Source organism: Krasilnikovia sp. M28-CT-15 (assembly GCF_047159595.1).
In the GTDB taxonomy this organism is placed as follows: Bacteria; Actinomycetota; Actinomycetes; order Mycobacteriales; family Micromonosporaceae; genus Actinoplanes.
The window spans coordinates 401315-414446 of the sequence record NZ_BAAGAK010000001.1 but is presented as its reverse complement, the minus strand read 5'-3'; the positions used below and the strand labels follow the sequence as shown (position 1 = coordinate 414446).

Below are 13132 nucleotides of genomic sequence, written 5' to 3'. Positions count from 1 at the left end.
CTCAGGCCCCGTTCCGTACGAAGTCGGCCCACTGGCGGTAGAACGACGCGCTGCTCACACTAAGAGACTCTCGGCAGATGCCATCGAATACGGGGAGATCGGCCACGGCCAGCTCGCCGATGTCCGCATGCCGGGTGACGGCGGCGTAGAACTCCACCGCCCCGTCCTTCCCCTTCAGCTTCTCGGCGAACATGAACGCCGTCGCACCGACGGAATAGTTGTGCAAAATCTTCTTGCCGTAGAAGTCGCCCGACCGGGGCAGCCGGCCGTTGAAGCCGGCGCGGGCGCTGCGGAGGGCACCGGCCGCGCGCCCCGCGTTGCCCAGCGTCTCGGTCCATCGGGCGAAGCCCTCCACCGCCCACGTGGGAGCGCCACTGGCGAGATCGCCGAGCGAGATACCCACTTCACGGGCGCGCGCGGTGATGCCGTGCGCCAGCTCGTGCCGCATGACCAGGCGAGGATCGTCGCCGAACGTGTCGATCCGCTGCAGGTTCACCACCACCCGGGATCCGGCGAACTGGCCATCGAACAACTCGCCGTTGGTGCGCACACCGACTTGGGCCGGCGATACCCCCTCGAAGTCGTCCGAGTAGTTCCTCGCGTGGCCGAACCCGTACCAGGCCCGGAACGAGCTGATGTCGCGGGTGAGAAACATCAGGCTGCCCGGATAGCGGGTCCGGCTGCCCCACAGCGCGTCGATCCGGTTCGCCTCGGCGGCGGCGGCGCTGACATAGGTGTCCAGATCGGTCACGGATGCGTCGGAGGCCAGCCAGACGTCGCCCACCGTGGTGACCTTCAACGGCGTGATGTTCCACGGCGCGTCCGCCATCGGCCCCTGCACGCCGAGCGAATCGGCGTTCTTCCTCGTCTTGGCAACGATGTCGCGGACCAGGAAGCGTCCGTCCCGCTGCAGGAGCGTGAACTGGAACGCCTCGCCCGGCATCGCGCCGGTACCGGCATCATCGATGGCCAGTTGGACGATCCCCACGACCGGGAACTTGGACAGCCCGTTGTCCGACTTCGGCTCGAGGAGGTCGGGGAGCACGTAGTCGAAAGTCTTGAACGTGAGCTGGCGCAGGTTGGCGAACAGCATCTTCTGCTGCTTGACCAGCGCGGCCTGGGACTGGTCTAGATCGCCCAGGAACAGGCTCTCGTCGCCGGTCTGCACCGCTTTGACCCGCCGTGCGAGGATCGACCGCAACGCCGTCGTCGCCGGTGTACCCGGAAGTTCCGGGCCAGGCAGCGGCCTGTCCTCGGTGATCAGCGGCTTCTTCGGGCTCTGCGTGCATCCACCCAACAGCACCGCCATTCCCCCCACCAACAGGGACCGCCGCGTCAGATCGGACAAAGCACGCCTCCGCTTCCCCTGCGTCGAGCGGAGAGTTTCCGCCACATTCGCCCGGCGGAGGCTAATACAAGGACTCGGCTACCGCGACCCCGCTCGGTGTCCGCGCCTGTGCCGGCTCAAGGGCTGGGCCTGCGGTGACGACCTGCCGCCCAGAGCGCTGGCCGCGCTGCGATGGGCACGAAACCCAGCAACTCTCCCGGCCATGACGGTCGCCGACCTGGCCGTGATGACGACCATCGCGTACGACAGGTACTGGCGAAGGCCCTTCGCAACAACCAGAAACGCACCACGAACGACGCAGCAAACATCAAGGCGGCGGTGGAGATCTTGGCGGTCGACGAAGCGTTCGCAATCACATCGCCGTTCTTCGACCGGCCGCCGACTCAGTCATTGGGTTCTCCGACCACAGTGAAGTTGACCGACAGACGGGCCAGGGGTCGTTTGGCTCCGGTATCGGAGCCCAATACAACGTAGGTCCCGTAGGCGCACCAGGCCGAGGTGGCTGTGATTTTGCCGGCAAGACTGCCGGGCGTCGTCTTGGCGTCCGGGCGGCTACGGCACTGCAGTTTCAGCGATTCGTAGTCCGGTGACGGCTTGCCGCTCGGCGACCCGGGAGAGCTGTCCGATGGCGTCGGCGAGGTGAGGCGGCGTCCTTGCTGGATGAATGCATCCGTGGGTGAGCTGGTGTTGAGGTCAGCAGCCGCAGTTCTGACGCCGTTGCGTTCTAAGGCTGCCTGCCATGCACTCTTGTCTCCTTTCCCGCCCCGGAGGCGGCGCCATGCGGCGAGTCCACCCCCGAGTCATGGGAAATCGCTCGGCAGATTCGCTCCCGAGGCGATCGCCCGGATAGGTTATGGGGGTGAGTGACTGGAATACGGCGATCATCGAGCAGTTCCGCGCCCAAGGCGGCAAGGGGGTGGCCCAGTTCGGGGACGCGCTGCTGCTGTTGCACCACACCGGGGCCCGCACCGGCACCGTCCGGGTCAACCCGCTGGCCTACTACGACGACGGCGACCGCCTGGTGATCGTGGCCTCCAAGGCCGGCGCCCCACAGAATCCGGACTGGTTCTTCAACGTGCGGGCCAACCCGGACACGACGATCGAGATCGGCTCGGAGACGGTCGAGGTCCGCGCGGCCGAGATCACCGGCGACGACTACGAGCAGACCTGGGCCCGGGTGACCGCGGCAATGCCCGGCTTCGCCGACTACCAGACCAAGACGGCCCGCCGGATCCCGCTGGTCGCGCTGCACCGCAAGAACGAGTAACAGCGCGCACCAAGCAGGTGGTGGCAGCATCACAGCCCGAAGGGTGCGAGGAGCCACGGCCGGGGATATGCCGCGCATTACCTGCGGCCTGAGCGGACGCGGCGTGACTGGTCTCGGCACGACCGGACGTCTCTGGCGCTGGCGTCCCGGCGATCACCGTGGCGCTCGGTCGGCGGCCGATGAGCGCGGTCACCGGCTCGAATGCACTGTGGAGTCCCCCGCGTACTCATCTGATTCGACGCTCGCGCCCATCCGCGCGAGTAGTTGGATCTGCTCACGGGTCAGCCACCAGCCCAGCGCGTTGTACCCGCCGTCTGGATCGTCGAACCAGCGAACCATCATCAGGCCCGCCTCGACGTCGCCACCGTCAACCAGGGCTCGGACCCGATCCGCGGCGGGCGCGACGCGAGCAAGAACGATGGACGCCTGTTCGTCGATTGCTCCGTGCGTCTCACAGCGGATCTCCCACCGATGAGCTGCAGGGACCACGGGCGATGTCCGACGGCATCCCATGACCGCAGTTCGATCCGGTTCAAGCCCGAGACGTTTCGTGATCTGTTCGGCTGTCACCGCCTCGCTGGCGAGCCAGAAATAGCAGTACTGCCGAACCTTCCACGGGCCGTCCACCATGAGCGCCAACCTAAGCGTTCGGACCTGCAGACGTACACTCAGTTCGGTACGGCCGGACGGCCTCGAATCTGCGCCTCGGTGACGCACCGACCCGGAGCGGAGGGGCAACTTAGGATCGCCCATAGGCCGGAAACCATCAGCGTCCGTCCGGCTCGTCCGGTTCACCGATGATGATCACGACCGCGCCCAGCCGCTGCTCGGTTTCGACCCGGCGGTGGGCGGCGACCGCCTGCGACATCGGGTAGATCCGGTCGACAATTGATTGGATCTTCTGGGCTTCGATCATCTCGGTGATCGTTGCCAGGGCCTGTTTCGTCTCGGGGGCGAAGGCCACGGTGACGGTCTTGTCGGTGAGCCGGGTGGTCAGCGCGGAGCGGACGAGCACCGAGAGGCGGGGGTTCCCGTTGAGATAGCGCCCGCCCGGTTGCAGCATGCCGATGAGACGGCGGTACGGGCTCCCGGGGACCATGTCGAAGATGACGTCGAACGTGCGGCCGGTGGTCGTCACATCGTCGATGGTGTAGTCGATGAAGTCGCCTGCCCCGAGGCGCCGGACGAGGTCTTCCTTGATCCCATGGTCGACCGCGGTGACCCGCGCGCCCATCGAGTGTGCGAGCTGGATGGCATGTGCGCCGATGCTTCCGCCGGCCCCGTTGATCAGCACCTGCTCCCCGGGCTTGATGCTCGCGCGCTGCACGAAATGCAGGGCGTTGAGCCCACCGAGCGGGACGGCGGCGGCCTCGGCGAACGTCATGTTCCGTGGCTTCGGCGCGATGGCGGCGTCCTCGGGAAGGACGATGTACTCGCCGTAGGCGCCCAGACGCAGGCCGGCGGAACCGTACACCTGATCGCCCGGGGCAAAGGAGGTGACCCGCCCGCCCACCGACACGACCTCACCGGCGAAGTAGCCGCCCAGGACGCGACGCCTCGGTCGGGTGATGCCGAATGCGATCCGCAGCGGCAACCAGAGCCATCTCACGGCGTAGCGGAAGCTCCTGAGCTCGCAGTCGGACTTGGTCGCCTCGGCCGCCCGCACCTTGATCAGGACCTGCCGGTCGCCCGCGACTGGCGCCGGCACATCCGCCAGATGCAGGACCTCCGGCCCTCCATAGCGGGTGTAGACGATGGCTTTCACGAAGCCATCGGATCTCCCGGTGGCCGCGCTGTCAACCGACGCGCCAGAGTCCCACCCGGTCCGCTCCAGGCCGACGGAAAACGAAGCGTGCCGCGCGACCGCACAGGTCGATGCCACGCCCTACCGGCGGCATGTTCGGATGCAGTTCTGGGGATCAGACGCGGGTCTGGTGTCGTGGTTGGTCAATGCGCCGAACGATGGAACAAACTCGTACGTGCAAGGGGGTGGGGTCCTGCAACCGCATCTGCCGCCTGCTGAGCCGGTCTGACGCACTCGCATCGGCAAGAGCGCGGCCCACCGAGGCTGGCCTGACGATGCGTAGTGCGCGCCTCGCGGCATGACAATGCACCCGATCTTTGGTGTGCCGAAACGGCTCCCGCAATCGGGATGTTTGTGGTACGAGGATCGTGTGCAGATCCGGAGTGTTGACCTCACCGACGACGATATCGAGCTTGTCGAGTTCGCGCGCCGCGTTGTCGATGCGAACACCGACGGGGAGGACGGTGTGCACACCATGGGCGCCGCGGTCCGCGATGCCGGCGGCCGGATATACGGCGGGATCAACTTGTACCACTTCACCGGAGGGCCCTGCGCCGAACTCGTCGCGTTAGGTCATGCCCGGGCATCCGGTGCTCGGGAGTTGTCCGCCATCGTCGCGGTGGGGAACATGGGGCGCGGACCGGTCGGGCCATGCGGACGGGATCGCCAGATCCTGTTCGACTACCACCCGAACATCCGGGTCATCCTGCCCACGGAAGAGGGCGTCAGAAGCGTCCGTGTCACGGACCTGATGCCGCTGGCCGCGCGATGGACCGTTGAGTCAGGCACCCAGGAGTTCGACCCAGCAGTCTTCCGCGACCAGGGATAGCCCGGCGATCTCCAGAAGCCGACGGCTGCGACGAATCCAGGCTGCGACGGCTACACGGAAAATAATGATCACGCCAGAACTGACCTGCCCTCGATCTCGCGCATCGGTTCTCGACCAAGCTCACTCGACGACATGGAGGAGGCCGGCGAGAGGCACCCGTATAGCGGGTAGTCTGTGCAGCTCAAGCACCAGCGAAGCTTAAGATCGACGACCTCTTCGGCACGTCAGCCGATCCGCCCCACGGCCTCACCGCTGCGGGTGCACCACGGGTCCGGTCGGCCGAATTGACTGTGTCGCGCCGCGTGCACCGGCCCAGCTGGGCGGACGCCCACGGACCCGCACACAGCCCCGCGCGCACGGACGGCGGCAGATGAGTGAACGCCGTATTGTTGACAGTTCCCTTCAGCGGGCCGCGGAGTTCCCCATTCCCGCCCTCACCGTCGTGGATCTGCACCCGGTAGTGTGCCGTGCCCGGTGCGCCGTCACTTGTGCTCCGTGCTGGGCATGCGATGTATGCCAGGGAGTCGAACCCCTGCGCCTGCCCTCGGCGCGCCAAGAAAGGAGCCGATTTACCCGCCGGCTCTCGGGTCTGTGCACGCCTCCACGTCGGCTACCTGCTCCGCGCCTTTCAATCGAGCAGGTCGGCCTCCCAGTTGGTCCGCTGGATCAGCGTGTCGACCTCACGCAACTGCCGGGCGAGGTCGTCCGCCTGGCGTCGCAGGTCAGCCACTGGCAGCGCCGGGATCATCTTCAGTTCGGAGCGCAGCTGCCGAAACCCTCGCTGGCCTTCGCCGGCCGCGGCGTCAGCCGCCGAGGTGACGATGCCGTGCCGCAGGCGCAGGACGTCGCGGCGGGCGAGCGCGTCGGTGAGGGTGCCACCCTCGACCGGGGTAGCGGCGTTGGTCCGATTGATCCGCCGGATCAGCGACTCGAGCTCGTCGAGCACCGCGCCGGCCTCGGCCAGCAGCGACGCGGCATCCTCGGCCGGCGTCTCACCTTCCTGGTAGCGCGCGCTGCCGCTGACCCGGGAACGGAGCTGATCAGCGCGGCGCGACGCATCTGCGCGCAGCGCGAGAGCCTCGGCAAGTTTCATGGACACCAGTATGACGAACCAAGATCGACATCGCACGGCAATTTCTCGCCCGATCCCAGCCGAGGCGCGGTGGCCACGCCGTTAGGAACGCGTCTGCCGGACGTACGGAGCGCGCGACGGCCGCACTTGCGCATCCCGCACCACTGGCGGCAGATCCGTGCACGTGACGTTGATTGACAGGAAGCTGGCCGCGAGTCGGCGCTGAATCAATCGAGTCCTCGACTCAACTCCTTGACGAGCCGCCGCTCAAGTCGTCCAGTTGAGATCCTGAGGTCTTCGGTGGGCTTCCAGCCAGACCGTTCATAAACCTGGACAGCCCGTTCGTTGTCATCGATGACCCAGAGTTCCAGGCTATTGACTCCGGCCACGCGCGCAAGATTGTCCACATATGCGAGCAAGCTGCTACCGACTCCGGCCCCCCATGCCTCGGGAGCGACGGCGAGGTAGAGAAGTTCGAGCACCGATTCATGGGCCACAACGAGCGCGAAACCCGCAGCCTCGCCCCGCAGGTGGGCGACATGCAGAGAGCCGGCGTCAGTCGACAATCGGTGCCGGATACCCGGCAGCTTCTCTTCGACTGGGGCCGGCACGAGCAGGCTGTCCCGCCTGGCCGTGGCCCGAGCCCAGATACTTGCCGCGGCGCGTTGACTCTCGACGCTCCTGTCCCTCGTGACTTGGATATCCGCAACGTCGTCCGACTCTATCGCTGGCATATCCACGACGAAGAAGCCTAACGCCGACCGCGAACGCTCCATCAGTCGGTCGCCTGGGAAGAGATCGACTGCAACGAACATCCGGGCATCGACATGTCCGTGTGCTGGCCGCGTCGACCCGGCCATGACGCTGTGTTGCGAGCGGATCGCGGCAGATCCGGATATTGGGTTGGTGTGCAGGGTGCCGTCTCGGCATGGTGAGCTGTGAACACCGTGAGTGGAAGTCCCAACGTCAAGGTGAGGCAGCGACGTGGCTAAGGATCTCGTCGTCGACTTGAGGGGCAGGAAGCTGGAGACGCTCGACGACTTTTGGGATGCAGTGTCCGATCCTTGCGGGCTCCCAACCTGGTTCGGGCGAAACATCGAAGCCTGGCGCGACACGATCCAGGCGAGGGGGATCTCGGATCTCATCGATCGCCACGATGCGGTCGTCGTCCACGTCGATCGAGCAGGTCTTTTCTCTGGGAAGAACCGCGAGGCTCGGGCGTTGAGAAGAGCCTTCGCCGGCCGCCGCTCGCGACTCGTGGTTCATCAGCCCACGCCGCCGGCCGGCGGGGTGTCAATTGACGTTGAGACGCGGCAATCCCCAGTTGACCCAGAGTGAAAACGTCCGCTCATCGGCTACTTGTTTACTGGCGGCACGACCGCAGCCCGGCCAGGCTTGATCGAGGTGACCAGCGAGATAGCTCTCTCATCGGCTGCCCACCGTACTTGGTGTGGCTCTCATTTGGCGTGCGCTCCGCTGGTCACCGCGGCGCGGAGTGGCTCCAGAGGGGTATGCCCAGCTCAAAGTAGCGCTGCCCTCCGGCCGACACCCATGTCGGATCGAGGAGGGAGATCAGCAGGTGGCTCGGGTCATCATCGGGGTGGATCCGCACAAGCGGTCCGCGACCATCGAGATCGTCAACGAGCACGACCCTTCGATGAGCCGCAACGCGGGGATCTTCAGCGCCGAAGATCACCACCTGTGCCTGCGGGGCATAGGCGAGCACGCGACGAACGAAGCCGGCGCTGTCGGGGCGTGTCACAGACGTGTCGGCGAGCACCACCTCGGCCGGTTGTTCAGCTAGACGAACCAGGGCTTCGGTCTCGCTGACCGCGGTCCGTGCAAGCGATCATTAGCGACCCGGGTGCGGGTGCGCGGAGCTGCCGATGAGCCGACGCGTGTAAGCGGCCGGTTGTGTCACCTGCCGTTGAAAGTCAGATGCGGGCGACGACGGCCCTCATTACGCTCGCACCTTGCCGGGGCGGCGGACGCATCCATCGGCGACCGCCAGTCAGTGATCGGAGACGTGCACAATGACGTGTCGGCTTTTCGCGGTCTGCTTCGATGCGCGTCACCCGCTGCTTCTGGCGCAGTTCTGGGCCCGCATGCTCGGCCGTGAGGTGGTCCAGGAAGCTGATGGCGCGCTTGTGCCGGGCGACGATACGCAGCTCAGCCTCAGGTTCGTCGCCAGCCATGCGGAGAAGCTGCCGCCGGACTACCTGCACCTGCACCTGACCAGCACCAGCCTCGCCGACCAGCAGCAAACGGTGGCGAAGGCGCTGGAACTCGGCGCCAGCCATCTCGACGTCGGACAGCGCCCCGAGGAGGGGCACGTCGTGTTGGCCGACCCGGAAGGCTACGCGTTCGACGTGATCGAGCCGGGCAACAATTACCTCGCCGGGTGCGGGTTCCTGGGAGAACTCGCTTGCGACGGCACCCGCGAGGTCGGGCTCTTCTGGAGCGACGCGCTGGGCTGGCCGCTGGTGTGGGATCAGAATGAGCAGACCGCGATCCAGTCACCGCACGGCGGTACGAAGGTCGCGTGGGGAGGACCGCCCGTGAGCCCCAAAGAGGCAAGGAATCGGCAGCGCTTCGACCTCGCCCCACCCGTCCACGGTGATCGGCAGGCGGAGGTCGAACGGCTGGTCGCTCTTGGCGCCGTTCCACTCAAGGTGGGCGAGGACGGCGCCGTTGCGCTGGCCGATCCCGACGGCAACGAGTTCCGGGTGCTGTCACCCCGGTAGCGCGGCCGAGGCGTCGGGTAGGTCAGTGTCCGAATGCCCACGCCCATACCCTCGACACCCGTCACCGTCATAGCGGAGTAATGCACCTCGGGCCGGATCCGGTGACCGTTGATCTCGGCGGTCACGTCCGGGCGCCGCTTGTTCTCCAGGGTCACATCGTCTACGTGAACGGTGGCGCCAGGTGCCTGCTGCTCGAGCCAGCAGCCGATCAGATGCTTCGCGGTGTAGTGCGCGACGGATTCCGGCGCGTGGGCGCCGTCGGAGGTGAGGTCCGTCGGGTGCCGCCGACCGTGGTGATGGTACGGCTGGCGCAGTCGGTGACCGGGCACTCAAGCTCGGTCCGGGCCGTGGAAGGACGCCGTGCTGGCTGCCGGGTCACTGTGAGCGGGGGCCTGGTAGCTGACCGGCCGGTCGTCTGGCTCGGCGAACAGCGGCAGCGGGTCATGCGCGTAGGGCCTGCCGTTTGTCATGGCTTCGGACGGTATCGGCCGGGTCTGACAGCTGCCCTCACCAGGGGCAGCCGGTCCGGGTGCTCGGCCGCCGCCGGTCCCTCAGTGCGCTACTGCTCAGTACGGTTCTGCTCAGGTCGGGCAGCGCACGCCGATGGCGTCCGGGCGAGCGGCCGCGAACGAGATGGAGGTCGATCCGGCCCCCGGACCGGTCGCTGTCGGCAGTGGACGATCGCTGAGCTCACGGGAGGCTTCTGAGGCCGTCCGAGGGTGTTCGCCACGGCCGCTTGTTGTCACGGGTTCCCGCTCGGATGAGTTCAAACAGGACGCCTACGACGACTGGGCGTGCAGGCCATGTCCGGCGGCTCGGGCTTCGACCGGGTGGCCACTGGGGAGCCACGAGGTGCGCATCGTGTCCCTCGGTGTGTCTCACGCCTGGTGGCCCACGACGGGGAGGCGGGCTCCACCCGCTGCCTGCGGCGCACCGTCTTCGGGCCCGGGGCGTGCGCCGAAGTGCAGCAGTTCCCACAAGGTCCGGCCGCGCACGGTCTCGGTGCTGCCGTCTCGGAAGTGCTCGAGTGTGACGTCCCCGAGGAAGCGGTGGTAGGCGCCTGACCGACCGAAGTCGATCATGAAGGCGTTCTGACGGTGCTGGAAGGTCACAATGTAGGCGACGTCGCCGTCCACGACCCGGTATTCGAGCCTCCTTGCGACCGGGACGCCGCTGGTGCCGTGCACCGACACGTCGCCCTCGGTGCAGGTGACCGCGTTCGCACCGACCGCCGACGTCAGGATCCGGCCGGACTTGGCCACGAGGAATGCCGGCAGTGCTGCCTTGTCGTATGCCTCGTCGCTGACGAACATGAGGGCCACGATGGTGTAGTCGCCGAGGCGGGCACGGCCCCAGTACCAGTGGTCGAGGACCTTCCGCGGAGCGATGTTGCCCCAGTTGTGGTCGTGGTAGCCCGTGCCGGTGAGATGCCTGGTGGCCCCGTCCAGGGTCAGGGTCACCTCCGCGGATGCGCGGGCGACGGTGGGAAGCCAGGCGATGTAGTGCTCCTCGTTCTCGCCGAAGAACGTGTGCCCGGTCGCGGGACGCCACGGCGGGACCTCAGCGGTCAGGGTGATGTCGGCGACGATGTCCTCGACCTCGACGTGGACCGTGTAGCCGTCGGTTCCACCCCGGAAGGTGTTGCTACCGATGGAGACGTCGCAGCCCTCATTGGACGCGGAGAACTCGGACGGCTCCGTCGTGCACGCCCTGTCGATCCTCGAACCGTCGGGGCGGGTCAAGGTCACCAGTACGAACGGTGTCAGCGGTGCGGATGGCGACACGTAAGGCGGCTTGGTGTGGAACTCGACGGTGAGCGTCGAGCCGTCCTCGAGATGGGCATCGCAGTACCACCATTCGAAGGTGCCGTCCGCGGCATCGGTCCGCAGCCCGTCCTCCCACGGCTGGATCACCCCCGGTATCAGGTTGAGGCGTTCGTAATGGCGGGGTAGCGCACCGATCACGGCATTCATTGGGGCGTCCTTCGGTCTCGTCGTGGTCACGGGATGTGCGTGCCTGCCTCTCAGCTCCCGGTATAGATGGGCCGGCGTCGCTCGAGCAGGGCGGCGACGCCTTCGCGTGCGTCGGAGGTGGCGAGCAGGCGGGGAATCACGTCGCCGCGCAGGCTCGCGGCCGAAGCGGCGACCGGCCCGGCTACGGCCGCACGGGCGTCAGCCAACGTGGCCTGCACGGCGAGCGGGGCCTGAGCGGCGATGCGCCGCGCGAGCTCCAGAGCCCGCTCGAATTGCTCGCCGCGGGGCACGACCTCCTGCACGATGCCCATCCGCCAGGCCTCCGCGGCGTCGAACTGGTCACCGGTGAGGAGATAGCGCATGGCATTACCCCATCCCGCGCGCCGCGGGAGCCGCACGGTGGCGCCGCCCAGGGCCATGATGCCGTGCGCGACCTCCTGCTGGCCGAATACCGTGTCCTCCGCAGCGATGCACAGGTCGGCGCTGAGGACGAGCTCCAGGCCGGCGGTGAAGCACCGTCCGTGGACCGCCATGATCACCGGCTTCGTCGGCGCCTCGCCGTACATGGCCCACGGGTCGCGGCCTCCCTCCGGCAGGATGCCTTCCCCTCCGGCAGCCAGGCGAGGGGCGAGCGAGACGAGGTCAAGGCTCCGGTGAAATGCTCGCCCCGGCTGTGCACGACGGCGACCCGCAGCGACGGATCGTCCGAGAGGCGGACATAGGCGCGTGCGAGCCCGGCGATCACGTCGGCATCGACCGCGTTCGCCTTGTCCGGACGGTTGATCGCGACGATCAGCACGGCGCCGTCCTGCCCGACGACGACCTTCTCAGCAGCAGACATGACCCTCACCGTAGGCAGACCCGAGGCGGTGAATGCGACACTGCACGTAGCATCCGCGACATGAACGTGGGCGTGCTCGTGCTGTCGGGCTGCTGGGACTCCGGAGTCACCACCATTCTCGACGTCCTCCGGGCCGCGAACGCGGCCCGTCGACAGGTCGACCGGAACATCCCCGACATCCCGGTACGTACGGTCGCCGCCGAGCGTGCCCCGGTATCCACGGCAGGCGGCCTCCTGGTGCCCGTCGACCTCGCGCTGACCGACGGCGCGGTCGCCGGTCTGGACCTGCTGGTGATCCCGGCGCTGGCCGCCGACGGCCCGGCGAGTGTCGTGGACGCTCTGATGCGAGAGGAGGTACGCGCCGTGCGCAGCTCCCTACGCGACTGGTCACTCGAAGGCCGCGAGGTGGCCGCGGCATGCACGAGCACGTTCCTGCTCGCCGAAGCGGGCCTGCTCGACAACCGGCGCGCGACGACCAGCTGGTGGCTGTCCGAGACGTTCCAGAACCGCTACCCCAGAGCCGAACTGGACACGTCCCGAATGGTGGTCCGCGACGGCCCAGTCACCACCGCCGGTGCGGCATTCGCCCACATCGACCTGGCCTTGAACCTGGTGGCGCGGGTCAGTCCGCAACTCGCCGAAGCCACCGCCGCCGCGCTGCTCATCGACGAACGGCCGGCCCGCAGCGTCGAGTCCATCCTCGGCTACCTCACCGAAGCCGACCGTCTGCTCAGCGACTTCGAATCCTGGGTCCGCGCCAACCTCGAACGCGACATCGGGGTAGCCGACGCCGCCCTCGCCCTCGGGACCACCCGCCGCACGCTCGAGCGCCGGGTCCGCGGGCGGCTGGGGATGACGCCCTACGCCCTCATCCGCAGGCTACGCGTGGAACGGGCCGACCACCTGCTCCGCACCACGGCCCTGCCCTTGGCCACGATCGCCCCCATGGTGGGCTACCGCAACGCGTCCACCCTGCGAGCGCTGCTCAAGGCGACGGCCACCGAACGGTAGCGCCTTCTCGCATTCTTGATCTGACCATTGTCGTCGACCAGCCAAGCCTGCTGAGGCTGCCTGTTGCACTTCCACAGCGACACCGACGAGGCGGTCCTGCTGGAACTCGCCATGGGCCGGAAGCTAGGGCCAGCCGCAGGTCCCCCTATCAACGGCCCGGGCATGGCCGGCCAGGGCCGGTCGGCACGCTGAGCAGGACCAAAGACCCGAACCGGACAGAGCCCGAGATCGTGTCGCTTCCGC

14 protein-coding genes and 1 pseudogene are annotated in these 13132 nt (G+C 67.4%); 5 read left to right on the top strand and 10 right to left on the bottom strand.

What is annotated here, in order from left to right; all coding sequences use genetic code 11:
* Window position 1: 1 nt before the first annotated feature.
* A complete protein-coding gene (locus ACMCNO_RS01985; RefSeq protein WP_412747721.1) occupies window positions 2-1393 on the bottom strand; it encodes a hypothetical protein in 1392 nt (463 codons plus the stop codon).
* Window positions 1394-2207: 814 nt separating this feature from the next.
* On the opposite strand from ACMCNO_RS01985, the gene ACMCNO_RS01980 reads away from it, so the two are divergent.
* Window positions 2208-2615 (top strand): nitroreductase family deazaflavin-dependent oxidoreductase, encoded by a 408-nt coding sequence (locus ACMCNO_RS01980; protein ID WP_412747720.1) that lies wholly within the window; start codon window positions 2208-2210, stop codon window positions 2613-2615.
* Window positions 2616-2804: 189 nt separating this feature from the next.
* Here ACMCNO_RS01980 and ACMCNO_RS01975 read toward each other — a convergent pair whose 3' ends face one another.
* Window positions 2805-3245: a DUF4279 domain-containing protein gene (locus tag ACMCNO_RS01975; protein WP_412747719.1), complete on the bottom strand. Its 441-nt coding sequence runs from the start codon at window positions 3243-3245 to the stop codon at window positions 2805-2807.
* Window positions 3246-3381: 136 nt separating this feature from the next.
* Window positions 3382-4380, bottom strand: a complete 999-nt coding sequence (locus tag ACMCNO_RS01970) for an NAD(P)-dependent alcohol dehydrogenase (RefSeq protein WP_412747718.1) — start codon at window positions 4378-4380, stop codon at window positions 3382-3384.
* Window positions 4381-4717: 337 nt separating this feature from the next.
* Here ACMCNO_RS01970 and ACMCNO_RS01965 point away from each other — a divergent pair, with 337 nt between their 5' ends.
* Entirely contained in the window at window positions 4718-5248 is a 531-nt protein-coding gene (locus tag ACMCNO_RS01965; RefSeq protein ID WP_412747717.1) for a cytidine deaminase family protein, read from the top strand.
* 628 nt (window positions 5249-5876) lie between these two features.
* On the opposite strand, the gene ACMCNO_RS01960 is transcribed toward ACMCNO_RS01965, so the two are convergent.
* Both ACMCNO_RS01960 and ACMCNO_RS01955 read right to left on the bottom strand, forming a co-directional pair.
* A complete protein-coding gene (locus tag ACMCNO_RS01960) occupies window positions 5877-6341 on the bottom strand; it encodes a DIP1984 family protein (RefSeq protein ID WP_412747716.1) in 465 nt (154 codons plus the stop codon).
* A gap of 206 nt (window positions 6342-6547) precedes the next feature.
* A complete protein-coding gene (locus tag ACMCNO_RS01955; RefSeq protein WP_412747715.1) occupies window positions 6548-7135 on the bottom strand; it encodes a GNAT family N-acetyltransferase in 588 nt (195 codons plus the stop codon).
* A gap of 169 nt (window positions 7136-7304) precedes the next feature.
* Between ACMCNO_RS01955 and ACMCNO_RS01950 the strand changes: the two genes are divergently transcribed.
* Window positions 7305-7658 carry a barstar family protein gene (locus tag ACMCNO_RS01950; RefSeq protein WP_412747714.1) on the top strand — a complete coding sequence of 118 codons (354 nt, stop codon included), beginning with the start codon at window positions 7305-7307 and terminating at the stop codon, window positions 7656-7658.
* Window positions 7659-7980: 322 nt separating this feature from the next.
* Here ACMCNO_RS01950 and ACMCNO_RS01945 read toward each other — a convergent pair.
* Window positions 7981-8133, bottom strand: a pseudogene (locus tag ACMCNO_RS01945) (helix-turn-helix transcriptional regulator); the annotation flags it as partial.
* A gap of 292 nt (window positions 8134-8425) precedes the next feature.
* Here ACMCNO_RS01945 and ACMCNO_RS01940 point away from each other — a divergent pair.
* Window positions 8426-9064 (top strand): VOC family protein, encoded by a 639-nt coding sequence (locus ACMCNO_RS01940; RefSeq protein WP_412747713.1) that lies wholly within the window; start codon window positions 8426-8428, stop codon window positions 9062-9064.
* A gap of 329 nt (window positions 9065-9393) precedes the next feature.
* Here ACMCNO_RS01940 and ACMCNO_RS01935 read toward each other — a convergent pair whose 3' ends face one another.
* The 4 genes from ACMCNO_RS01935 to ACMCNO_RS01920 all read right to left on the bottom strand — a co-directional run bounded on the left by ACMCNO_RS01935 (window position 9394) and on the right by ACMCNO_RS01920 (window position 11878).
* Window positions 9394-9534, bottom strand: a complete 141-nt coding sequence (locus tag ACMCNO_RS01935) for a hypothetical protein (RefSeq protein ID WP_412747712.1) — start codon at window positions 9532-9534, stop codon at window positions 9394-9396.
* Between the two features lie 408 nt (window positions 9535-9942).
* On the bottom strand, window positions 9943-11037 hold the full coding sequence (locus ACMCNO_RS01930; RefSeq protein WP_412747711.1) for a lipocalin-like domain-containing protein: 1095 nt from the start codon (window positions 11035-11037) through the stop codon (window positions 9943-9945).
* 50 nt (window positions 11038-11087) lie between these two features.
* Window positions 11088-11603 (bottom strand): enoyl-CoA hydratase-related protein, encoded by a 516-nt coding sequence (locus tag ACMCNO_RS01925; RefSeq protein ID WP_412747710.1) that lies wholly within the window; start codon window positions 11601-11603, stop codon window positions 11088-11090.
* Window positions 11573-11878 (bottom strand): enoyl-CoA hydratase-related protein, encoded by a 306-nt coding sequence (locus ACMCNO_RS01920; RefSeq protein ID WP_412747709.1) that lies wholly within the window; start codon window positions 11876-11878, stop codon window positions 11573-11575. The genes ACMCNO_RS01925 and ACMCNO_RS01920 overlap by 31 nt, the downstream gene beginning before the upstream one ends.
* A gap of 60 nt (window positions 11879-11938) precedes the next feature.
* On the opposite strand from ACMCNO_RS01920, the gene ACMCNO_RS01915 reads away from it, so the two are divergent.
* Entirely contained in the window at window positions 11939-12889 is a 951-nt protein-coding gene (locus ACMCNO_RS01915; protein ID WP_412747708.1) for a GlxA family transcriptional regulator, read from the top strand.
* The last annotated feature ends 243 nt before the right edge of the window (window positions 12890-13132 follow it).

Excerpts from the sequence above, each read along its gene's own strand:
- ACMCNO_RS01975 (WP_412747719.1), bottom strand. The coding sequence starts at position 3,245 with ATGGTGGACGGCCCGTGGAAGGTTCGGCAGTACTGCTATTTCTGGCTC.
- ACMCNO_RS01965 (WP_412747717.1), top strand. The coding sequence starts at position 4,718 with ATGACAATGCACCCGATCTTTGGTGTGCCGAAACGGCTCCCGCAATCG.
- ACMCNO_RS01960 (WP_412747716.1), bottom strand. The coding sequence starts at position 6,341 with ATGAAACTTGCCGAGGCTCTCGCGCTGCGCGCAGATGCGTCGCGCCGC.
- ACMCNO_RS01955 (WP_412747715.1), bottom strand. The coding sequence starts at position 7,135 with ATGTTCGTTGCAGTCGATCTCTTCCCAGGCGACCGACTGATGGAGCGT.
- ACMCNO_RS01940 (WP_412747713.1), top strand. The coding sequence starts at position 8,426 with ATGCTCGGCCGTGAGGTGGTCCAGGAAGCTGATGGCGCGCTTGTGCCG.
- ACMCNO_RS01935 (WP_412747712.1), bottom strand. The coding sequence starts at position 9,534 with ATGACAAACGGCAGGCCCTACGCGCATGACCCGCTGCCGCTGTTCGCC.
- ACMCNO_RS01930 (WP_412747711.1), bottom strand. The coding sequence starts at position 11,037 with ATGAATGCCGTGATCGGTGCGCTACCCCGCCATTACGAACGCCTCAAC.
- ACMCNO_RS01925 (WP_412747710.1), bottom strand. The coding sequence starts at position 11,603 with ATGTACGGCGAGGCGCCGACGAAGCCGGTGATCATGGCGGTCCACGGA.
- ACMCNO_RS01920 (WP_412747709.1), bottom strand. The coding sequence starts at position 11,878 with ATGTCTGCTGCTGAGAAGGTCGTCGTCGGGCAGGACGGCGCCGTGCTG.
- ACMCNO_RS01915 (WP_412747708.1), top strand. The coding sequence starts at position 11,939 with ATGAACGTGGGCGTGCTCGTGCTGTCGGGCTGCTGGGACTCCGGAGTC.